General features: G+C 71.2%; 21 protein-coding genes and 1 rRNA gene. 9 read left to right on the forward strand and 13 right to left on the reverse strand.

Annotated elements, in window-relative coordinates:
• Positions 1–136 precede the first annotated feature (136 nt).
• Positions 137–253, forward strand: a 5S ribosomal RNA gene (gene rrf, locus ACGFRB_RS00005).
• A gap of 113 nt (positions 254–366) precedes the next feature.
• Here the strand turns inward: rrf and ACGFRB_RS00010 are convergent.
• Both ACGFRB_RS00010 and ACGFRB_RS00015 read right to left on the reverse strand, forming a co-directional pair.
• Positions 367–1,047, reverse strand: coding sequence for a response regulator (locus tag ACGFRB_RS00010; RefSeq protein ID WP_393236910.1), 681 nt, complete (start codon positions 1,045–1,047; stop codon positions 367–369).
• A complete protein-coding gene (locus ACGFRB_RS00015; protein WP_393236912.1) occupies positions 1,044–2,258 on the reverse strand; it encodes a sensor histidine kinase in 1,215 nt (404 codons plus the stop codon). The genes ACGFRB_RS00010 and ACGFRB_RS00015 overlap by 4 nt, the downstream gene beginning before the upstream one ends.
• Positions 2,259–2,354: 96 nt before the next feature.
• Between ACGFRB_RS00015 and ACGFRB_RS00020 the strand changes: the two genes are divergently transcribed.
• Positions 2,355–2,921 (forward strand): GNAT family N-acetyltransferase, encoded by a 567-nt coding sequence (locus tag ACGFRB_RS00020; protein WP_393236914.1) that lies wholly within the window; start codon positions 2,355–2,357, stop codon positions 2,919–2,921.
• A gap of 48 nt (positions 2,922–2,969) precedes the next feature.
• Here ACGFRB_RS00020 and ACGFRB_RS00025 read toward each other — a convergent pair whose 3' ends face one another.
• The 6 genes from ACGFRB_RS00025 to ACGFRB_RS00050 form a co-directional block, all read right to left on the reverse strand.
• Positions 2,970–4,511 carry a type VI secretion protein gene (locus tag ACGFRB_RS00025; RefSeq protein ID WP_393236916.1) on the reverse strand — a complete coding sequence of 514 codons (1,542 nt, stop codon included), beginning with the start codon at positions 4,509–4,511 and terminating at the stop codon, positions 2,970–2,972.
• Positions 4,512–4,514: 3 nt separating this feature from the next.
• Positions 4,515–5,918: an ATP-binding protein gene (locus tag ACGFRB_RS00030; RefSeq protein ID WP_393236918.1), complete on the reverse strand. Its 1,404-nt coding sequence runs from the start codon at positions 5,916–5,918 to the stop codon at positions 4,515–4,517.
• Between the two features lie 20 nt (positions 5,919–5,938).
• The gene (locus tag ACGFRB_RS00035) at positions 5,939–7,492 is read right to left on the reverse strand and encodes an SCO6880 family protein (RefSeq protein ID WP_363001834.1); all 1,554 of its coding nucleotides are present in this window, start codon (positions 7,490–7,492) and stop codon (positions 5,939–5,941) included.
• Positions 7,489–8,895 carry a hypothetical protein gene (locus tag ACGFRB_RS00040; protein WP_393236920.1) on the reverse strand — a complete coding sequence of 469 codons (1,407 nt, stop codon included), beginning with the start codon at positions 8,893–8,895 and terminating at the stop codon, positions 7,489–7,491. Before ACGFRB_RS00040 ends, ACGFRB_RS00035 begins: the two co-directional genes overlap by 4 nt.
• Complete coding sequence (locus ACGFRB_RS00045) at positions 8,885–9,718, reverse strand: hypothetical protein (protein WP_393236922.1); 834 nt, start codon at positions 9,716–9,718, stop codon at positions 8,885–8,887. Before ACGFRB_RS00045 ends, ACGFRB_RS00040 begins: the two co-directional genes overlap by 11 nt.
• A gap of 125 nt (positions 9,719–9,843) precedes the next feature.
• Positions 9,844–10,152: a hypothetical protein gene (locus tag ACGFRB_RS00050; RefSeq protein WP_093874928.1), complete on the reverse strand. Its 309-nt coding sequence runs from the start codon at positions 10,150–10,152 to the stop codon at positions 9,844–9,846.
• 518 nt (positions 10,153–10,670) lie between these two features.
• Between ACGFRB_RS00050 and ACGFRB_RS00055 the strand changes: the two genes are divergently transcribed.
• From ACGFRB_RS00055 to ACGFRB_RS00065, 3 genes are all read left to right on the forward strand, one after another.
• Positions 10,671–11,114 (forward strand): hypothetical protein, encoded by a 444-nt coding sequence (locus tag ACGFRB_RS00055; protein WP_393236924.1) that lies wholly within the window; start codon positions 10,671–10,673, stop codon positions 11,112–11,114.
• 58 nt (positions 11,115–11,172) lie between these two features.
• The gene (locus ACGFRB_RS00060; protein ID WP_393236926.1) at positions 11,173–12,207 is read left to right on the forward strand and encodes an NlpC/P60 family protein; all 1,035 of its coding nucleotides are present in this window, start codon (positions 11,173–11,175) and stop codon (positions 12,205–12,207) included.
• Between the two features lie 268 nt (positions 12,208–12,475).
• Complete coding sequence (locus ACGFRB_RS00065; RefSeq protein ID WP_363001844.1) at positions 12,476–13,192, forward strand: phosphatase PAP2 family protein; 717 nt, start codon at positions 12,476–12,478, stop codon at positions 13,190–13,192.
• 233 nt (positions 13,193–13,425) lie between these two features.
• On the opposite strand, the gene ACGFRB_RS00070 is transcribed toward ACGFRB_RS00065, so the two are convergent.
• Entirely contained in the window at positions 13,426–13,617 is a 192-nt protein-coding gene (locus ACGFRB_RS00070; RefSeq protein ID WP_393236928.1) for a hypothetical protein, read from the reverse strand.
• 101 nt (positions 13,618–13,718) lie between these two features.
• Between ACGFRB_RS00070 and ACGFRB_RS00075 the strand changes: the two genes are divergently transcribed.
• Positions 13,719–14,546: a hypothetical protein gene (locus tag ACGFRB_RS00075; RefSeq protein ID WP_363001848.1), complete on the forward strand. Its 828-nt coding sequence runs from the start codon at positions 13,719–13,721 to the stop codon at positions 14,544–14,546.
• Positions 14,547–14,759: 213 nt separating this feature from the next.
• A complete protein-coding gene (locus ACGFRB_RS00080) occupies positions 14,760–14,966 on the forward strand; it encodes a hypothetical protein (RefSeq protein ID WP_363001850.1) in 207 nt (68 codons plus the stop codon).
• 189 nt (positions 14,967–15,155) lie between these two features.
• Here ACGFRB_RS00080 and ACGFRB_RS00085 read toward each other — a convergent pair whose 3' ends face one another.
• Complete coding sequence (locus ACGFRB_RS00085) at positions 15,156–15,635, reverse strand: metal-sensitive transcriptional regulator (protein WP_363001852.1); 480 nt, start codon at positions 15,633–15,635, stop codon at positions 15,156–15,158.
• Between the two features lie 192 nt (positions 15,636–15,827).
• Between ACGFRB_RS00085 and ACGFRB_RS00090 the strand changes: the two genes are divergently transcribed.
• On the forward strand, positions 15,828–16,448 hold the full coding sequence (locus tag ACGFRB_RS00090) for a DUF47 family protein (RefSeq protein WP_361238585.1): 621 nt from the start codon (positions 15,828–15,830) through the stop codon (positions 16,446–16,448).
• Positions 16,449–16,453: 5 nt separating this feature from the next.
• Positions 16,454–17,452 carry an inorganic phosphate transporter gene (locus ACGFRB_RS00095; RefSeq protein ID WP_363001854.1) on the forward strand — a complete coding sequence of 333 codons (999 nt, stop codon included), beginning with the start codon at positions 16,454–16,456 and terminating at the stop codon, positions 17,450–17,452.
• A 285-nt stretch (positions 17,453–17,737) separates the two neighbouring features.
• Here ACGFRB_RS00095 and pstB read toward each other — a convergent pair whose 3' ends face one another.
• Genes pstB through pstC form a run of 3 tightly spaced genes read right to left on the reverse strand, consistent with a single transcriptional unit; the run spans position 17,738 to position 20,595 of the window.
• The gene (pstB, locus tag ACGFRB_RS00100; RefSeq protein ID WP_363001856.1) at positions 17,738–18,514 is read right to left on the reverse strand and encodes a phosphate ABC transporter ATP-binding protein PstB; all 777 of its coding nucleotides are present in this window, start codon (positions 18,512–18,514) and stop codon (positions 17,738–17,740) included.
• Positions 18,515–18,538: 24 nt separating this feature from the next.
• Positions 18,539–19,612 (reverse strand): phosphate ABC transporter permease PstA, encoded by a 1,074-nt coding sequence (pstA, locus tag ACGFRB_RS00105; RefSeq protein ID WP_363001858.1) that lies wholly within the window; start codon positions 19,610–19,612, stop codon positions 18,539–18,541.
• Positions 19,609–20,595: a phosphate ABC transporter permease subunit PstC gene (pstC, locus tag ACGFRB_RS00110; protein WP_363001860.1), complete on the reverse strand. Its 987-nt coding sequence runs from the start codon at positions 20,593–20,595 to the stop codon at positions 19,609–19,611. Before pstC ends, pstA begins: the two co-directional genes overlap by 4 nt.
• Between the last annotated feature and the right edge of the window lie 45 nt (positions 20,596–20,640).

Genomic DNA, 20,640 nt, shown 5'->3' on the forward strand with positions numbered 1-20,640 from the left:
CGGATGTGGAAGCCCAGTAATGGGTGGAGCTGACCGGTACTAATAGGCCGAGGGCTTGTCCTCAGTTGCTCGCGTCCACTGTGTTAGTTCTGAAGTAACGAACTCCCTTTGCCGGTTGAGTTCAACTTCATAGTGTTTCGGTGGTCATAGCGTTAGGGAAACGCCCGGTTACATTCCGAACCCGGAAGCTAAGCCTTTCAGCGCCGATGGTACTGCAGGGGGGACCCTGTGGGAGAGTAGGACGCCGCCGAACAATTTTTAGCCTCAACCCCCGGACTTTGTCCGGGGGTTGAGGCATTTTTGCGTTCATTTCCAGGAAGCGGAAACCGGGGCGGGGGACGAGTGGAGAGGAGGGAAAGACATGGGTCACTGACGGTCCGCGGCGACCAGGCCCGTGTCGTAGCCCAGGATGACCGCCTGGATGCGGTCGCGGGAGCCGGTCTTGGCGAGGACACGGGAGACATGGGTCTTCACCGTGGACTCCGCCAGATGCAGCCGGCCCGCGATCTCGGTGTTCGTCCAGCCCCGGGCGACGGCGGTGAGGATTTCCAGCTCCCGTTCCGTCAGCGGCGACAGACGGGGGTCGGCCTTCGCCGGCCCGGCCGGCACGGCGGGGGCCGGTGGAAGCCGGTGGAGATAGGTGTCCAGGAGCCGGCGGGTCAGGCTTGGGGCCACCACCGCGTCGCCCGCCGCGACAGCGCGGATCCCGGCGAGAAGCTCCTCGGGCTGGGCGTCCTTCACCAGGAAGCCGCTGGCGCCGGCGCGCAGGCCCTCGTAGGCGTACTCGTCCAGTTCGAAGGTGGTCACGATGAGGACCCGGGTCGCCGCACCCGCGGCGATGACGCGGCGCGTGGCCTCGATGCCGTCCAGGCCCGGCATCCGGATGTCCATCAGCACCACGTCCGGACGGTGGCGGTCGACCAGCCGGACCGCCTCGATGCCGTCGCCGGCCTCTCCGGTGACCGACATGTCGGCCTGGCTCTCCAGCAGCATGCGGAACCCGAAACGCTGCATCGGCTGGTCGTCGGCGATCAGAACGGTCGTCACGAGGGGGAGTCCTCCCGGGGAAGTCGCAGCCGTACCCGCCAGCCGGTCCCGTCCGGCAGCGGACCGCACACGAGGGTGCCGTCGTAGAGTGCCGCGCGTTCGCGCATGCCCGCGAGTCCCCGGCCCTGGCCGCGCGCGGGGACGGTTCCGGTGTTCGTGACCGTGGCGAGGGCGGTGTCCGCGGTCCACGTGAGCGTCACCTTGGCCCGGGCGTCCGGGCCCGCGTGCTTCAAGGTGTTGGTCAGGGCTTCCTGCACGATCCGGTAGACCGTCAGCTGGGCGCCCGGGGAGAGCCGGTGGGGGCTCGGTTCGAGCTCGGACTCGACGGTCAGCCCCGCGCCGCGGACGCCGTCGAGCAGCGCGGGCAGCTCCGCGAGACCCGGCTGAGGACTCCGTACCGCCGCCGGCTCCCGCGCGCGCAGCACGCGCCGTAGCTCCGCGAGCGCCTGGCGGCTCGTGGCGGCGATGGCGTCGAGCGCCTGGGCCGCCTGCTCCGGGCGGGCTGCCGCGGCGTACCGGCCGCCGTCCGCGAGACCCGTGATCACGGCCAGGTTGTGGCCGATGATGTCGTGCATCTCGCGGGCGATCCGGTCGCGTTCGGCCGCCGCCGCCAGCTGGACCTCCTGTGCGCGTTCCTCCCTGCGGGAACGTACGGTGAGGCCGGCGAAGACCGCCAGCGCGTACGCCCACAGATACGGGACGACCAGCAGATCCCAGCCGCCGGTGCCGGTGGAGCCGTAGCCGGACGGGAACCGGATCGCGGCCGCGGCAAGGGGCGGAGCGAGGAACGCGGCGGCCGTCAGCAGCGCGCGGGGCGGGCGGGTGAGCGCGACGCGGAACAGCGGGAAGACCTGCAGGGCGCCGGCCTCGAGGACGGCCCCCGAGGCGCCGCTGACCAGCGCGGCGCCCGCCATCACGGCCAGCACGGCCATCGGGTGCCGGCGGCGGCCGTACAGCGGCAGGGTGAGGCCGAGACTGAGGACGACGACCAGCCAGGTCGGGAGCGTCGGATCCATGGCGGTCGTCCGCCAGCCCTCGCCGGTCGCGTCGACGAGCGCGGCGATCGCCCAGGACACCGTCACCACCGCGTCCCAGACCCACGGGTGCGCGGTGTCCAGCGCGCGGAGGCGGGCGAGCAGCAGCCGTACGTACCGGCTGCCCGTCGTCGTCTCCACCGCCGGCTGCGTTGTCTGCGTCGGCTGCGTCGTCACGCCGTCAACGTAGGGCGTGGGTGAGGGCGTTGTCGTCGTACCTGGGTACCACGAAACCCCCTTGTCAGAGGGGGTTTTCATGATCAGGATCGTGGCATGGACCATACGATTCGTGTCATCCGTGCCGACGAGTGGAAGAAGGCGCGCGAGCTGCGGCTCGAAGCGCTTCAGGACCCCGTCGCGCACCTCGCCTTCCTGGAGACCTACGACGACGCGGCGGCGCGGCCGGACGCGTTCTGGCAGGAGCGGGCCGCGGGCGCCTGCGAGGACGGGGACGGGCGGGTCCGGCAGTTCGTCGCGGAGACCCCCGAGGGACGCTGGCTCGGCACCGTGACCGTCCTGGTCGAACGGCCCGACGACGAGGGGCGGCTGGGATTCGGCGAGGCGGCGAAGGTCGACCAGACGCATGTGGTGGGGGTGTACATGCGGCCCGAGGCGCGGGGGAGCGGAGTGATCGACGCGCTGTTCGAGGCGGCCGTGGAGTGGTCGTGGAGCGTGCCGGGGCCCGAGATCCGGCGGGTGCGGCTGTATGTGCACGAGGAGAACGAGCGGGCGGCGGCGTTCTACCGGCGGTTCGGGTTCGTGTGGACCGGGGTGCGGACGGAGATGCCGGGGCCGGTGCCGGGGTACGACCGGGAGTACGAGCTGGTGAGGGGCGTGTAGGGGGCCGCTGGGCGGTCGGAGGCGTGGATCGGAGGCGTGGACCGGGGCTCAGGGGGCGGGCAGCGGCTCCGGCCAGCGGGACCGGGCCTGGGTGGGGGAGCGCATCAGGGCCAGGGCGGTCAGGCCCTGGGCGGGGCCCTCGGCCAGCAGCGTGGGGAGGTCGGGGAGGGGGGCCACGGCCGCGATGTCGTCGAGGACGAGGCTCAGCGGCGGGTCCAGGCGCGTGCCGGGGGAGCGGGTGGCCTGGTGGCGGGCCCGGTCGACGACGGTGGCGACGAGGGCCGTGAGGAGCGGCATCGCGCCCGGGTGGGTGCGGGGGTCCTCGATCGGCTCGCCGATCACGTAGAGCGTGCCCTGTTCGGCGAGGAACGAGGCGAGCGCGAGCGAGTCGGCGCGGTTCGCCGTGCACGCGTCCCTGAGGTGGATCGAGGACAGGGCGGACAGCGCGCGGGCCGTCAGTTCCTGGGCGGCGCGGCGGCGTTCGGGGTGGGCCGTGAGTGCGGATTCGAGCAGACCGGCATGGCCCGAGGCGGCCTTGGGGTGGGTGCGGAGGATACGGACCGGCTCGTGGGCGTCGGAGCCCTGGGCCCAGCGGTGGACCTGCTTGAACGGGCGGCCGTCTATGGCGGCGGCGTGCAGCCAGCAGCGCAGGAGCGTTTCGGCGGTGTCCGCCATGGCCGCGTCGAGCCGTGCCTGCGGCCGTACCGGGGTGAGCAGCGCGGCGGCCCGGCGCTGGGCCGTGGCGGGGTCCTCGCAGCCCTCGGCGGGGCTCCAGCGAAGCCGGGCGGGGGTCTCGCACAGATGGCCGGGGTCGTAGACGAGGACCGGGCCGAGTTTGCCGCGCGCGTCCTTCGTCTCCTCCCAGAGGGTGGGGTCGGAGGTCACGACGAGGGCGGCGCCTTCGGCGTCGTGCACCGACTGGAGGGCGGCCGGTCGGCGGGCCTCGGCCGAGCCGTACACGATCCGGGTGGGCGTGGGCGTGGGCGTGGGCGTGGGCGTGGGCACGGGTGCGGGTGCGGGTGCGGAGTCGAGGATCGGTTCCGGTTCCGGTTCCGGTTTGGGGAGAGCGGGTGCGGGGGCCGGCTCCGGGGGCGTTGCGTCGGCGGGGGCGCGGGGCGCGGGGGGTGCCGACCGCGGGGCCGGTGCCTTGCGGAAGGGGGGCGGTTCGGCCGGCTGCTCGGCGCGGCGGGGCTTCGCCTCGTATCCGCCCGCCTTCCGGTTCGCGCGGACCGCGCGCCAGCGGGCCACGGTGCCGAGGACGAAGACCGCGAGGACGACGAGTATCAGGGCCTCGCCGATGACGAGGCCCCAGAACAGCCCGTATCCGGAGAGCTGTTCCGGCGGGGTGTCCGGCCAGGCGGCCGGGAGGTCGCCAGGCGAGGACAGGACGGACGGCAGGGCCTGGGGCGTGCGGGTGAAGGTGACGCCGTCCGGCCATCCGCCGTGCGTGAACAGGCCGGACAGGCCGGTGGCCGTCCAGACGAGGAAGGCGATGCCGAAGAGGAGGACGAACAGGCCGACGATGAAACCGTCGGGGATCCCGCCGCCGCCCGTCTGGCGAGGTCCGGGCTGGGTTCGGTTCGTGCTCAAGGATTACGCCACCGTCGACTGGGATGGGTTGTTCATCTGCTGCTCGATGAGGATCGCGCGCTGTTCCGTCTCCCACTCCAGCTCGGGGTCGGGGGCGGAGGGGGCCGAGGACTCCGTCATGGCGCGGTCGGTGTAGACGAGGGGGCGTTCGCGTTCGGTGATGAGGTGTTTGACCACCTGCACGTTGCCGTTGACGTCCCAGACGGCGATGCCGGGGGTGAGGGTCGGGATGATCTCGACGGCCCAGCGGGGCAGGCCGAGGACCCGGCCCGTGTTGCGGGCCTCGTCGGCTTTCTGGGCGTAGATGGTGCGGGTGGAGGCCATTTTGAGGATGGCCGCGGCTTCCTTGGCCGCCGCGCCGTCGACGACGTCGGAGAGGTGGTGGACGACGGCGACGAAGGACAGGCCGAGGCGGCGGCCGAACTTCAGCAGGCGCTGGAACAGCTGCGCCACGAAGGGGCTGTTGATGATGTGCCAGGCCTCCTCGACGAGGAAGATTCGCTTCTTCCGGTCGGGGCGGATCCAGGTGTGTTCCAGCCACACGCCGACGATCGCCATGAGGATGGGCATGGCGATGGAGTTGCGGTCGATGTGGGAGAGGTCGAAGACGATCAGCGGGGCGTCGAGGTCGATGCCGACGGTCGTCGGGCCGTCGAACATGCCGCGCAGGTCGCCGTCGACGAGCCGGTCGAGGACGAGGGCGACGTCGAGGCCCCAGGCCCGTACGTCGTCCAGGGCGACGTTCATCGCCTCCGCCGACTCCGGCTCGGGGTGGCGCAGCCGCTCGACGATGTCGGTGAGGATCGGCTGGCGGTCGGTGGAGTGCTCGTTGACGTAGGCGTGGGCGACCTTGAGCGCGAAGCCGGAGCGCTCGTCGAGGCCGTGGCCCAGGGCCACTTCGATGATGGTGCGCAGCAGCGCCAGCTGGCCCGTGGTGGTGATGGACGGGTCGAGCGGGTTGAGCCGGATGCCGGAGTCGTTGGCGACCGTCGGGTCCAGCCGGATGGGAGTTATCCCCAGCTCCTGCGCGATGAGGTTCCACTCGCCGACGCCGTCCTCCCCCTGCGCGTCGAGGACGACGACCTGGCGGTCGCGGAAGCGGAGCTGGCGGAGCACGTACGTCTTCTCCAGCGCCGACTTGCCGTTGCCGGACTCGCCGAGGACCAGCCAGTGGGGGGCGGGGAGCTGCTGACCGTACAGCTGGAAGGGGTCGTAGATGTACCCCTTGCCGCTGTAGACCTCACGGCCGATGATCACGCCGGAGTCGCCGAGGCCGGGGGCGGCGGTCGGCAGGTAGACGGCCTGGGCCTGCCCGGTGGAGGTGCGGACGGGCAGGCGGGTCGTCTCCACCTTTCCGAAGAGGAAGGAGGTGAAGGCGTCGGTGAGGACGGACAGCGGATCTCGCATCGGTCTGTGCCCCTTCGGCCCTAGCGGCGGATGCCGGTCGCGAACGGCAAGGTGTTCACAAACGCACGGTGGTGCTCGCGGTCGCACCATTCCAGTTTCAGATACGACTTGCCGGCGGAGGCCCGGATCGTGCGCTTGTCGCGGGCCAGGGCCTCGGGGGAGCGGGAGGAGACGGTGATGTAGCCGACGAGGTTGACGCCGGCCGCGCCGCTCGCGAGGTCCTCGCCGCGCTGGTCGAGACGGCCGTGGGCGGCGATGTCGCGGGGGTCGACGGTGCGGTTCATCTTGGACTGGCGGGAGGCCTCGGCCTCGTCGTTGGTCTTCTCGGTGAGCATCCGCTCGATGGCGACCTCGGTGGGCTCCAGGTCCATGGTGACGGCGACGGTGCGGATCACGTCGGGGGTGTGGACGAGAAGCGGGGCGAGGAAGTTGACGCCTACGGGTGTCATCGGCCACTCCTTGATCCACGCGGTGGCGTGGCACCAGGGCTCGCGGGTGGCGGACTCACGGGTCTTGGCCTGGAGGTACGTCGGCTCCAGGGCGTCCAGCTCGGCGGGCCAGGCGTTGCGCTTCGACATGGCCTGGATGTGGTCGATGGGGTGGTCCGGGTCGTACATCGAGTGCACGAGGGAGGCCAGCCGCGACTGGCCGAGCGGCTGGCGGACCCGGATGTCGGCCTCGGCCAGGCGGGCGCAGATGTCGGTCAGCTCGCGGGCCATGACGACGGCGAGACCGCCGTCGCGGTCGAGCCGGCGGGCGCCGGAGGCGTGGCGGGTGGCCCGGGCCATGGCGTTGGCCTCGGCGGCGAGTTCGCGCGTGTAGTGCATGCAGGCCACGAGATAGGCGCGGTGCTGCTCGCTGGAGGTCGACACCATCGACTGGAGCTGGTCGTACGACTCCTGGAGCCAGGCCGGGGCCTGGTGGTCGCCGCGCTGGGCGACGTCCTTGGCGTGGGCGTCGGGGTCGGCGGGCAGCGTACGGGCCAGCATCTGGAGACGGGTGACGAAGCCGTCCCCGTTGGCGACGTGCTTGAGAAGGGTGCCGAAGCGGTCGACGAGGGCTTCTTGGTCCTCGGAGTCGCGCAGGCCGACGCCCGGGCCCTCGATCTCGATGGCGGCGGTGACGGTACGGCGGTCGGCGTGCAGGAGGACCGCGATCTCGTCGGGGCCGAACGGCGCCGTCAGCCAGCTGACGCCGCCGATGCCGGGCGGCGGGCCGATCTCGACCTCACGGCCGTCGAGCCGGGTGCCGGCCTCGGTGGCGGTCGAGCGGTAGGCGCTGCCGCGCTTGAGCGTCCGCTTGTAGCTGCGGTTGATCTCGAACCACTTGTAGAAGGTGCGGTGCTTGTACGGGACGTAGACCGCGGCGAGCGCGAGCACCGGGAAGCCGGAGAGCAGTCCGATGCGCAGGGGCAGCAGGGGGACCAGCAGTCCGCTCATCATGCCGAGGAAGGCGCCGACGATGATGAGCGCGATCTCGCCGGTCTCGCGGTTCTTGCCGACGATCGCGTTCGGACGGGCGCGGCCGATGAGATACGTGCGGCGGGGCGAGACCGGCTGGGACTGGGTCGTCAACGCCCTGCACCTCCTGAGTTGTTGCGGCTACTGCTGGTGTTGCCGGTGTTGCCGGTTCGGCTGGAGTGGGGGGTGTTCGTGGTGGGGCTGCCGCTGCGGGGCGCGGGGGTGGCGCCGCCTGTGCCACCGGTCGCACCGCCGCCGGAGCCGCCCGAGATGCTGCCTGAGGTGCCTCGGCTGCTGTGGGCCGCGACCCCGCCGGAGAGCGGGTTGGCGGGGCGGGGCGCGCTCTTGGCGGCCGCCTGTCCGCCGCCGTCGCCGCCGCGGCTGCTGTGGGTCTTGATGCCCTGGGAGACGAGGGAGGCGGGGGTGGAGATGACGGCGGCCGCGGCGTTCTCGCCGGCGCGGTGCAGACGATTGTTGCGGGAGGCCACGATCTCGTCGCCGAAGCCGGGGACGAAGCGGTAGATCATCGCGGAGGCGAAGATCGCGAGCAGGACGATGGCCAGACCCGAGACCACGGCGGAGAACGCGTCCGGGCCGGTGCCGGACGACAGCGCGCCGGCGAGGCCGAGCACGATCACGATCACCGGCTTGACCAGGATCACCGCGATCATGATGCCCGCCCAGCGGCGGACGTGGCCCCACATGTTCTTGTCGACGAGCCCGGCGTACACGACCACGCCGAGCAGCGCGCCGACGTAGAGGAGCACGGCGCGCAGGACCAGTTCGAGGTAGAGCACACCGGCGGCGAGGATCGTGACCAGCGAGACGATGATCAGCATGATCGGCCCGCCGCCGATGCTGTCGCCCTTCTCCAGGGCCTGTTTGAAGCTGCCGAAGAAGACGTCGCTCTGCTGGCCGGTGCCGGAGGCGATGACCTCGGTGATGGCGTCGGCGGCGTTGACGACGGTGTAGAGGATCAGCGGCGTGAAGGCGGAGGCGAGGACGGTCAGCCAGAGGAAGCCGATGGCCTCGGAGAGCGCGGTGGTGAGCGGGACGCCGCGCATGGCGCGCTTGGCTACGGCGAGCAGCCAGAGGAGGAGGGTGAGGAAGGTGGCGGCGGCGAAGACGATGGCGTAGCGGCCGAGGAACTCCTTGTTGGTGAAGTCGACGGTCGCGGTCTGCTTCACGGCGCTGGAGAGGGTGTCGACGACCCAGGCGGCGGCTTTGGCGCAGCCGTTGGCGAGGGAGGAGAGGGGGTCGACAGTGGCGGAGGGGTCGTCGATGCGGACGCCGGAGCCGGGCTTCCCGTTCTCGCAGTACTCGCGGGCGGGACCGACGATGAGATCGCAGTCCCCCTGCGCGGACGGCGAGGGGGAAGGCGTCGCCGAAGGCGTGGGAGACGCGGGCGCGGTCGGGGTGGGGTCCGCGTACGCCCGGGAGGCCAGTAGTACGGCGGTGGTCTGGACGGTCACGAGAGCCGCTGCCAGACGGAGCCCGGCACGGGAGTCAGCGCGCATAGGTGAAGCCTCCGAACTCCTGGACGGCCTTGGCGATGGCATCGGCATCGGAGGCGGTGCGGTCCGTGTTCACCGGAGCGGGTCCTTCCTTCTGGGAGAAGGAATCGACCTTCCAGTCCCCGTCGGTCCAGCGCAGGGCGAGGGTCATGGTGAACCAGTCGTTCGTCACCGGGTTGGTCGAGCTGACGCCTGCCGTGCCGAATACGCCGGTGCACCACACCTCGACCGTCGCGGCCTCGGCGGAGTACCGGGTCACTTTGGTGCCGACAGGGGCGGTGCGGGACACGTACGTCATACCGGACGCGGCGTTGCCCCGTGCGTCGAGTCCCAGCTTGCCGAGGAACTCCTTGCTGTACGCCTTGTCGAGCTTGGCTTCCATCTCGCCGGCCGTGTCGGCGGCGAACATGGCCCGCACGATGCCGCCGCGGCGGTCCGGCTTGAGGATGTCGGCCGACACGAGCGCCACCGCGTAGTTCGCCGCCGCGCTCTGTGCCCCCTGCTCGTCGTGGGCGAAGCCCGCCGCGAGGGTGCCGTTCACGGTGTTCTTGCCCGTGACGGGGCGGGTGCCGGTGGCGGCCGTGGGGGCGGCGCCCGCCGGGGCGCCGGGGCCGCCGCCGGGGGAGGAGCCGGAGCCGGTGGGGGTGTCGTTGCCGCGGTTCGCGAAGGCGATCGCGGCGATGAGGACGGCCACCACGCCCACGACCACGGCGAGGGAGCGCCCGCTCCGGCCGGCGGAACGGCGCGGGGCGCCGTACGGGTCGCCGGTGTTGCCCTCGGGGAGGCGGGTGCGGGTCTGGCCGTCGTGGTCGTCGCCGAGGCTCATGCCGGGTACGCCCCTTCGGTACAGGTGTACGGGTGCGCCGCAGGCGGCGGTGTCGCCGGCTGCCGTGTGGGCGTTGCGTGGTGACTGGACATCAGGGAGCGCGACCTCGGGGGTGAGAAAAAGAGTTAGACGGCCATCCCGTACACGATGGTGAAGAGCGTTCCCAGGGAGCCGATGATGAAGACTCCGGTCAGGCCGGCCACGATCAGCCCCTTGCCCTGTTCGGCGCTGAAGGTGTCGCGCAGGGCGGTGGCGCCGATACGCTGTTTGGCCGCGCCCCAGATGGCGATGCCGAGACAGAGCAGAATGGCCACGGCCATCACGACCTCGATCATCACCTTGGCTTCGGCGCCCAGGCTCCCGAAAGGCCCCCAGTTCGGGGCGATTCCACCGATAATGGTGTTGATGTCGCCCTTTTCGGCCGCCAGGTACATGTAACTCACCGCCCCTGTTGGGTAGTTCGTCGCCCCTGCCGGACGGCATGGGTCGTCGCCCTATCTTCGCTGATGAAACCGCTCGCGTGTGACGGCTTGGCGGCTCTCTTTACCCGATCCCCGCAGGCATGTCCGATCTGACCGTCTTGACCTGCGGCGGCGTGGCCGGTTCCCCTACGAAGAAGCGTTGGTCACTCTGTGTATCACGGGGCGTGACTCCGGGCAATGATTGTCGTTCTGGCACCTTTGGGGCGCTGTTCGACGCCCCATCAGAAGGCGTGTAGGGAGGGCCCGTCGGAGGACGGCCGGAGAGCGGGCGGGGCCGTTTGCCCCGAGGGCTCACTCTTTCGGGTGAGAGTGCGGTGTTTGCTGGTGCGGAGGGTGTCCATGGGGCTCTTGGGCGCGGCGCAAGTTCGGTTCGGACTCCTGGATTTGCGCATGCGCAGGGTGGGGGCTGCCGCTGTTAGCGTCCGCGCCGACCTTCGCCGACCTTCGGCGGAGGAGAGAGAGGGAGCCTGATGAGCTCACGTGGACGTTCGGCGGCAGGGCAGGGGACCGGGCAAGGCGCGGTGGGCGACGGCGTGCTGCGCCACAGTGCCGGGCCGTGGCTCAAGGCGGCCGGGGTGGCCGAATCCCTTCAGGCCGGCATGGGCGCCGCCAAGGGCAGGCTGACCACGGCCCATGACGGGGTGTCGGGCGCGCTGCGCGGGCTGGCGTGTGCGGCTGCCCTGAAGGCCGTCCTCGCGTCCTGGGAGGAGCGGATCGGAGCCGTGGGGGACGAGTGCGGCGCGCTCGCTCCCGCGCTGCGCGAGGTCGCCGAGGAGCAGCGTGAGCGGGACGTACGGGTGAAGTCCTCCCTCGACGCCCTCTCGCCCCGTGGGCCCGGTGAGTCCGTTCCCGGCCCGTGGGTCGATTTTCGGCCGTCGGACGGCGCTGTTCCGTCCGGTTCGTCCACCCCCTGAGCGCAAGGTGCCCGCCTAGACTGATGTCCGGTGCGTACTGACCGGAGCCAAGGGGTGGTTGACGGTGCGTAAGGCGCGGGTGGCGTGGCTGGTGGGCGGTGGGGCGACGGGAGTCTGCCTGCTGTTCGTGCTGCTGCTCGTCGTCGGTACGTACTCCGCCGCGGCCGGGCTCTTCGGCGGCGCCGGCAACGGGCGGAATGGGACCGTCGGGCTGGCGAAGGGGGCCGTGCCCGCCGCGTACCAGGGCCTGGTGCAGCAGTGGGGCAATCTCTGCCCCGCCATCAACCCCGCGCTGCTCGCCGCCCAGCTCTACCAGGAGAGCGGCTGGAACCCGACCATCGTCTCGCCCGCCGACGCCCGCGGCATCGCCCAGTTCATCCCCGGCACCTGGGCCACCCACGGGATCGACGGGGACGGGGACGGCGACCGGGACATCTGGGACCCCAAGGACGCGATCCCGTCGGCGGCCTCCTACGACTGCGAACTCGCGCGCTATGTGAAGGACGTGCCGGGCGACGTCGCGAACAACATGCTCGCCGCGTACAACGCCGGCGCCTACCGCGTCATACGGTCCGGCGGAGTGCCCGGGATCAGCGAGACGCAGAACTACGTCCGGATCATCCGCGATCTGGAGAAGAGCTTCGCCCGCCCCATCGGCCGCGTCGAGCCCTCCAAGCAGGCGGCCTCCGCCATTTATTACGCGCAGCAGAAGCTCGGGACGCCGTATCTGTGGGGCGGTACGGGCACGGCCGCGCAGAACGGGCGGTTCGACTGCTCGGGGCTGACCCAGGCGGCGTACGACAGTGTGGGGGTCGGGCTGCCGCGCGTGGCCAACGACCAGTACAACGCCGGGCCGCACCCGAGCCGGGACGAGCTGTTGCCGGGCGACCTGGTGTTCTTCTCGGACGACCTCACCAATTCGCGGGCCATCCGGCACGTCGGCATCTACGTCGGCGGCGGGTACATGATCGACGCCCCGCGCACCGGCGCCGTCATCCGCTTCGACCGGATCGACACACCGGACTACTTCGGCGCGACCCGGGTCACGGCGGCGGGCGCGGCCGCGCTGCCCACCCACCTTCCGCAGCCGTGATCCAAAAGGGCGTGGGCGCGCTCCGGGACGGGCCCCGGGCCGCGCGCCGGGACGATCTCAGGGACGGCCATCGGGTGCCGGCGGAGGTATGGCGGGGCGCGCGTTCCGTGAGGCCGCGGCCCGGGGCCGCCGTGCCCCGTCACCGTTCGATAACGTCCCGGCGATCCCGGGGCCGGAGCGGAACGCTCCCCTCGGCCGGATCGTTTCCCGATCCGACCAACCCGACCACGGGGGTTGGACACCACCACACAGCAAGGGGCAGCAGCACATGGCTGGACTCGCATCGGACGGTTCGAACCCCGATGTCAGCCTGCTCTACGACATCAACGGGCTGGCCAAGGCCGCCCCGCCGTGGTTCGACCGCGTCATGGAGTTCACCGGCGAGTACGGCATCGTGCTCGGCCTCGTCCTCGTCGTCCTCGGCTGCTGGTGGAGCGTCCGCCGGCGTGGCACCGCGGCCGACTCGGTGTCGGGAATCGCCGCGCTGATCTGGGCGCCGCTCGCCGCCGGGATCGCCCTGCTCGTCAACATCCCGATCCGCGGCTTCGTCGAACGCCCCCGGCCGTTCCGTGATCACGAGGGTCTCGACGTCCTGGTCGCGGGCAAGACCGACTACTCCTTCGTGAGCGACCACGCCACCCTCACCATGGCGCTGGCCATCGGCATCTTCATCGCCCACCGCCGCTTCGGGTTCGCCGCCATCGGTCTCGCCCTCGCCGAGGGCTTCTGCCGGGTGTACATGGGCGTCCACTATCCGACCGACGTCGTCGGCGGTCTCGCGCTCGGCACCGCCGTCGCGCTGCTGCTCGCCCCGGTCGCGCTCGCGCTGCTCACGCCGGTCGTCACGGCCGTCGCCCGCAGCCGGCACGGCGGCCGGCTCGTGCGCTCCCGGCGGGCCGCCGGCGGGCACGCCGTGGCCGGATCGATCGGCCTGCCGGAGCCCCTGCTCGGCGCGGGCGAGCGCGATCGCGACCTCGCCGCCTGAGCGGACCGGTTCAACCGGATCGGTTCGACCGGACCGGTGCGACCGGATCGATTCGGTTGGCTCGCATGACCGGATCGACGTGACCGGATCGATTCGGTGGGATCGCTCGGCCGGGCTGCCCGGCCGGACGGTGGGAACGTCTCGCTTGAGCGGACCGGTCCAGCGGACGGCCTGAAGGGCCCGGGCGAGCCACCCGAGCCGGCCGCCCGCGTGGCGGGGGAACGCCCCCGCCCCTACCCCTGCCCCTCCACCGGCGGTGGCGCCGCCGCGTGGTCCGTCGCGTCCGTACGGGCGCGGTCGCGCGAGCGGCGGGCCGGGCCGGTCCAGCCACAGCTGCAGCGGGCGAGCGCGAACGCGCCCCGTTCGGTCGTCTCCGTCAGGTGCGGGGTGTGCCGCGGGGCGGGCGGCAGGGCCTGATCATGCACGTCCTCCACGGTACTGCGGCGTGACGGCGGGTGCGGACCGTCGTTATCCGGTCGGGCGGGTTTCGGACGGACAAGCGGCGGGCGTTGGGGGTTGGCGGGCGATGGTGGTGCGGAAGGGACGCACGGGCGGCGCGTGGGCGGGCGCCCTGGTGCTGGTCGGGACGGTGGCGCTGACGGCCGCCGGCTGCGCGGCCCCCGAGGACGACGGGGTCCCCGGCGGCGATCCGCGGCGGGCCGTCCGCGGCGCGGCCGAGGAGCTGGCCAGGGCCGGGTCGGCGAAGGCCAGCACCTCGATGGAGATGGCGTCCGGCGGCACCCAGGTCACCATCCGCGGCGAGGGCGACTACGACTTCCGCCGTCGTACGGGCACTTTCCGGGTGATGCTGCCGAAGGGCGCCGACGAGGAGCGCGGCCCGCAGCGCCCGATCACCGAACTGCTCGTCCCCGGCGCGCTCTACATGAAGAACCGGGGCGCGGGCGTCCCCGCCGACAAGTGGGTACGGGTCGACACCACCGCCCTCGACGACGGCAACCTGGTCACCGGCGGCGCCACCGACCCGGCCGCCGCCGCCGAACTGCTCCGCGGCGCCCGCGAGGTGGCGTACGTGGACGAGGTCGACCTCGCCGGGGTGACGGTCCGGCACTACCGGGGGATCACCCACATCAAAGAGGCCGCCCGGCTGGCCTCGCCGCAGGTGCGCGGGGCGCTCGCGGCGGCGGCGAAAGGGTTCGCCACGGACACGGTGGCGTTCGACGCGTATCTGGACGGCGCGGGCAGGCTGCGCAAGGTCCGCCACCAGTTCAGCTTCAGCAACCAGGGCCGCACGGTCGAGGTCGCCTCGACCACGCTGCTGTACGGCTTCGGCACGCCGGTCACGGTGACGCTGCCGGACCGGAAGGACATCTACACGGGGAGGATCGAGGCGTAGCCCGGCGGGCGGTGCGCGGCCCGGTTTCGGCGGGCGAGGGGCTTGTGGCCCTTCGCCCGGGCCATCGCAAATGGTCCGGACGTGTCATGCGCGGCGAGGGAAGCGCTTCCTACGCTGGAGGGCGCAGCCGTACGCCGTGCGACGGCCGGATGCCAGGCCCCGGAGAGCAGCCCGTCAGCCCGACAGCACGCCGACAGGAAGAGGTGTACGCGCATGGTTCCGCCGCCCGGTACCGCGACCGGCGCCGCGCGCCCGCACCTGGTTCCGGCTCCGTCCCCCGGCGACCTCGAGTGTGTCGCCCTGGCCGAGATAGAGCTGTGCGGGGAGCTGATCATCGCGGCCTCCGCCGCCGACGGGGAGGAGCGGCTGAGCCCCGACCGGATCGACGAGGTGCTGCGGGTCGGCGCGCACGGCCGCTGAGGCCCGTATGCCCGAGGGCCGTCGTCCCCGCCCCCGCAGGCCGTACCCCACCCCAGGGCCTCCTGGCCCCCGCATCCCGGCCCCCGAGCCGCCGCCGGGCCGTCACCCCGGACTCCGTGCCGCCGGAGCCCGTACTCCTGAATCCCTGAAACCCGCTCCCGCCCCCGACGCGTCCCCGGGGGCGCGGCCTCAGGTGCGCATCATGCGCGCGATGGCCTTGGTGGCCTCCTCGACCTTCGCCTCGATCCCGGTGCCGCCCTCCATCGCGGCCTCCGCGACGCAGTGCCGCAGGTGCTCCTCCAGGAGCTGGAGCGCGAAGGACTGCAGGGCCTTCGTGGAGGCCGAGACCTGGGTGAGGATGTCGATGCAGTACGTGTCCTCGGTGACCATCCGCTGCAGACCGCGGATCTGGCCCTCGACCCGGCGCAGCCGCTTGAGGTGCTCGTCCTTCTGGTTGTGGTAGCCGTGCACCGGGTGGTCGTGGCCCTCGCCGCTGCCCGCCGAAGGGCTCGTCGGGTTCGCCGGCTTGGCCGAGGGGATGGTCTCGGCCTTGGATCCGGCGCCGGACGCGGCCTTGGATCCTGCCCCGGCCGGCGCCGCGGAGGCGGGTGCGACCGCCGCGTCGACCGCGGTCTCGGGGGTGAGCTGGCCGGCTTCGGTGGTCGTCATCGGGTCCTCCCGTTGTCCAGAAAGAGGGGGTATACCCCTCATGGGTATAGGGTACCGACCTCCGCGAATCGGGGCGGGGGCCCGTGGTAGATCACTGTGCCTGATGGGCGACACTGAAAGACGCCGGTTAGCCGTGGCCGGATGATGCGCCTAGCATCAGCCTGACCGAACCCAGCACCCCGAGGACCCCACGTGCGATTTCGTCTGACCCCCAGGGAGACGAGCTTCTACGACATGTTCGCCGCGTCCGCGGACAACATCGTCACGGGCGCGAAACTCCTGATGGAACTGCTCGGAGCGGACACCTCCGCCCGGGCCGAGATCGCGGAACGGATGCGGGCAGCGGAGCACGCCGGCGACGACGCGACCCACGCCATCTTCCACCAGCTGAACTCCTCTTTCATCACGCCGTTCGACCGTGAGGACATCTATCTCCTCGCGTCCTCCCTCGACGACATCATGGACTTCATGGAGGAGGCCGTCGACCTGGTCGTCCTCTACAACGTCGAGGAACTCCCCAAGGGCGTCGAGCAGCAGATCGAGGTCCTGTCGCGGGCGGCGGAGCTGACCGCCGAGGCCATGCCGAACCTGCGGACCATGGCCAACATGACCGAGTACTGGATCGAGATCAACCGCCTGGAGAACCAGGCGGACCAGATCCACCGCAAGCTGCTCGCCCACCTCTTCAACGGCAAGTACGACGCCATAGAGGTGCTCAAGCTCAAGCAGATCGTGGATGTCCTCGAAGAGGCGGCGGACGCCTTCGAGCGCGTGGCGAACACGGTGGAGACCATCGCCGTCAAGGAGTCCTGAGCTCCGTGGACACCTTCGCGCTGATCGTGACCATCGGTGTCGCGCTCGGCTTCACGTACACCAACGGTTTCCACGACTCGGCGAACGCCATCGCCACCTCGGTGTCGACCCGGGCGCTGACCCCGCGGGCCGCGCTCGCGATGGCCGCCGTGATGAATCTCGCCGGCGCCTTCCTCGGCCAGGGCGTCGCGCACACCGTCAGCAAGGGCCTGATCGCCACGCCGACCGGCGACAAGGGGATGGGCATCCTCTTCGCCGCCCTGCTCGGCGCGATCGTCTGGAACCTCGTCACCTGGTACTTCGGTCTTCCCTCGTCCTCCTCGCACGCGCTGTTCGGCGGCATGGTGGGCGCGGCGCTCGCGGGTGGCACGGAGGTCATCTGGTCCGGCGTCCTCGAGAAGGTCGTCATCCCCATGTTCCTGTCCCCGGTGGTCGGCCTCATCGCCGGTTACCTGGTGATGACGCTGATCATGTGGCTGTTCCGCAAGGCCAACCCGCACAAGGCCAAGCGCGGCTTCCGGATCGCGCAGACCGTGTCGGCGGCGGGCATGGCGCTCGGCCACGGCCTCCAGGACGCCCAGAAGACGATGGGCATCGTGGTGATGGCGCTGGTCATCGGCGACGTCCAGAGCGCCGACGCGCCGATCCCGGTGTGGGTCAAGATCTCCTGCGCGCTGATGCTCTCGCTCGGTACGTACGCGGGCGGCTGGCGGATCATGCGGACCCTCGGTCGCAAGATCATCGAGCTGGATCCGCCGCAGGGCTTCGCCGCCGAGACGACCGGCGCGTCGATCATGTTCACCACGGCGTTCCTCTTCAAGGCGCCGATCTCCACGACCCATGTCATCACCTCGGCGATCATGGGTGTGGGTGCCACCAAGCGCGTCAACGCGGTGCGCTGGGGCGTGGCCAAGAACATCATCCTCGGCTGGTTCATCACCATGCCGGCCGCCGCGATCGTCGCCGCGGCGAGCTACTACGTCGTCAAGATCTTCTTCGGCTGACGCCGCCCGAAGACCCCGTACACATGGCCGGGCCCGGCTCCCCTCGCGAGGGGAGCCGGGCCCGGTTCGTCGTACGGCGGCACCGCCATGCAGCACCGTACGGCGTGGGTGCCCGGTCCATGGGCGGGTGGCCGGGGCCGGAACCGGGAGGGGCGTGGCGTGTGCCGTGCCCCCGGTGTCCGCCGGCCGCCCATGGGCGGGACGTCTGGGTGGGTGGAGCGGTGTGGAGCCGTGAAGCCGTGAAGCCGTGAAGCCGCGGAGCGAGTGGAGCGCGCGGCGCGCGGTCTATCCGAAGCGGCCGGAGATGTAGTCCTCGGTCGCCTGGACGCTCGGGTTGGAGAAGATGCGCGCCGTGTCGTCCAGCTCGATCAGCTTGCCCGGCTGGCCCACGCCCGCCAGGTTGAAGAACGCGGTGCGGTCCGAGACACGCGCGGCCTGCTGCATGTTGTGCGTCACGATGACGATCGTGAACTGTTCCTTCAGCTCGCCGATCAGGTCCTCGACGGCGAGCGTCGAGATCGGGTCGAGCGCGGAGCAGGGCTCGTCCATCAGGAGCACCTCGGGCTCGACCGCGATGGCGCGGGCGATGCAGAGCCGCTGCTGCTGGCCGCCGGAGAGGCCGGCGCCCGGCTTGTTCAGCCGGTCCTTGACCTCGTTCCAGAGGTTGGCGCCCTTGAGGGACCGCTCGACGATCTCGCTCAGCTCGGACTTCTTGTACGAGCCGTTGAGGCGCAGGCCCGCCGCCACGTTGTCGAAGATCGACATGGTGGGGAAGGGGTTGGGGCGCTGGAAGACCATGCCGACGGTACGGCGCACCGCGACCGGGTCGACGCCGGCGCCGTACAGGTTCTCGTCGTCGAGCATCACCTTGCCCTCGACGCGGCCGCCGGGGGTGACCTCGTGCATGCGGTTCAGGGTGCGCAGGAAGGTGGACTTGCCGCAGCCGGAGGGGCCGATGAAGGCCGTCACGGAGCGGGGCTCGACGGTCATCGAGATGTCGTCGATCGCCTTGTGGTTGCCGTAGTAGGCGGAAAGGCCGCTGACGTCGATTCGCTTGGCCATATCAATTCACTTCCGTTGACCGCGTCAGCGGCCGGTCTTGGGGGCCTTCCAGCGGGCGATGCCGCGGGCCACCAGGTTGAGGATCATGACGAAGGCGATCAGGACGAGCGCGGCGGCCCAGGCGCGGGCCACGGCGGCGTCGGTGCCGACCGCGTACTGCTCGTACACGTAGAGCGGCAGGGAGGACTGGGCGCCTTCGAAGGGGTTCGGGTTGATCAGTCGCGTACCGAACACCAGGAGCAGCACGGGGGCCGTCTCACCGGTGATTCGGGCGATCGCGAGCATGACGCCCGTGGTGATGCCGCCGATCGCGGTGGGCAGGACCACCTTCAGGATCGTGCGCCACTTGGGGACGCCGAGGGCGAGGGAGGCCTCGCGCAGCTCGTTCGGGACGAGCTTCAGCATCTCCTCGGTGGAGCGGACGACGACCGGCATCATCAGGATCGCGAGGGCCAGCGAGCCGGCGAACCCGGAGGGGCCGAAGCCCAGGATCAGGTTCCAGGTGGCGAGGATGAACAGGCCCGCGACGATCGACGGGATGCCCGTCATGACGTCGACGAAGAAGGTGACGGCCTTGGCGAGCGTCCCGCCGCCGTACTCGACCAGATAGACCGCGGTGAGCAGGCCGATCGGGGCGGCGATCAGGGTCGCGATGCCGACCTGCTCGATGGTGCCGAGCAGTGCGTGGTAGACGCCGCCGCCGGTCTCGGCGTCGAGGACACCGTTCATCGAGTGGCTGAGGAAGTACGGGTCGAGGACCTCAATGCCCTTGCTGATCGTGACCCAGGCGAGGGAGAGCAGCGGGATGACGGCGAGGACGAAGCAGACCCAGACGAGGCTGGTGGCGACGCGGTCCTTGGCCTGGCGCGCGCCCTCGACCTTGGTGGTCACGGCGTACGTGACGAGGACGAAGAGCAGCGCGGAGACGAGGCCCCACTGGACCTTGCTGTGCCAGCCGGCGGCGAGGCCGAGGCCGCAGCCGGCGGCGATCGACCCGGCGGCGACGGCGGCCGGGGTCCAGCGCGGCAGGCGGGCCTGGGACAGCGGGCGGCGGGGACGCGTCGCGGTGACGGGACGGTCCTGTATCGCGTGGCTCATGCGCTGGCCCCCGAGTACTCCTTGCGGCGCGCGATGATCATGCGCGCGGCGCCGTTGACCAGCAGCGTGATGGCGAAGAGGACGAGACCGGAGGCGATCAGGGCGTCCCGGCCGTAGGCGTCGGCCTCGTTGAACTTCGCGGCGATGTTCTGGGCGAAGGTGCCGCCGCCCGGGTCGAGCAGATGACCCGAGATGAGGAAGCTGGGGGAGAGGACGACGGCGACGGCCATCGTCTCGCCGAGCGCGCGGCCGAGGCCGAGCATCGAGGCGGAGATGATGCCGGAGCGGCCGAAGGGCAGCACCGACATGCGGACGACCTCCCAGCGCGTCGCGCCGAGGGCGAGCGCGGCCTCCTCGTGCATCCGCGGGACCTGGAGGAAGACCTCACGGGTCACGTTGGTGATGATCGGGAGGATCATGATCGCCAGCAGGATGCCGACGGTGAACAGGTTGCGGGCGACGCCGTCGCTGGAGCGGTCGAAGAGGTACGTCCAGCCCAGGTACTGGTCGAGCCACGCGTTGAGCCCGCCCAGGTACGGGACGAGGAAGATCGCGCCCCACAGGCCGTAGATGATGCTGGGCACGGCGGCGAGCAGGTCGACCACGTACGCGAGCGGCTTGGCCAGCTTGCGCGGGGCGTAGTGCGAGATGAACAGCGCGATGCCGATCGCGACGGGCACGGCGATGGCCATGGCGATGACCGAGGAGACGATCGTGCCGAAGGCGAGGACCGCGATGCCGAAGACCGGCGGGTGGCCGGCCGGGTTCCACTCGAAGGTGGTGAAGAAGTTCGTGGAGTCCTTCGAGATCGCGAGGACGGCGCGGTAGGTCAGGAAGACCGCGATGGCCGCCATGATCACGAGGAGCGTGATGCCGGAGCCGCGGGACAGACCGATGAAGATCCGGTCACCGGCGCGGCCGGTGGACGTGGAGAGCCGGCGGGGCTCCCCTGTGTCGGGTGTGTCGGGTGTGGTCGTAGCCATCTGATTTCTCCGGTCTGCGGAGCCGTACGGTCGCGCGCGGGGGTT

Origin of the sequence: Streptomyces sp. NPDC048718 (assembly GCF_043198875.1) — a bacterium.
Taxonomy (GTDB): Bacteria; Actinomycetota; Actinomycetes; order Streptomycetales; family Streptomycetaceae; genus Streptomyces.